1 pseudogene is annotated in these 317 nt (G+C 41.0%); it reads left to right on the top strand.

The annotated features are described in order from the left end of the window. Positions 1–317, top strand: a pseudogene (locus tag D0T66_RS16460) (MBOAT family protein); the annotation flags it as partial.

Here is a 317-nt window from a genome sequence, read left to right as displayed (position 1 = left end):
CTTGTTGCCAGTTATTTCTTCTATGGCTGCTGGGATTGGCGTTTTCTTTTTCTGCTGGCTATTTCCACTATCCTCTGCTATTACGGAGGGCTAAGGGTCAGTACGGCAACGACAAAAAGCGGACGAAAGACTTGGATGTTTATTGCAGTCATTGTGAATATTTGTTTTCTGGGCTTCTTTAAGTATTTCAATTTCTTTATACACGAGTTTCAGGAATTTTTGCAGCTATTCGGTTTATCATCGAGCATCCACACACTAAGTATTATTTTGCCGGTTGGTATATCGTTCTATACATTCCACGGGCTCTCGTATGTGCT

This window comes from Dysgonomonas sp. 25 (assembly GCF_010501075.1).
Taxonomy (GTDB): Bacteria; Bacteroidota; Bacteroidia; order Bacteroidales; family Dysgonomonadaceae; genus Dysgonomonas.
This window is presented reverse-complemented; position numbering and strand designations above follow the sequence as displayed.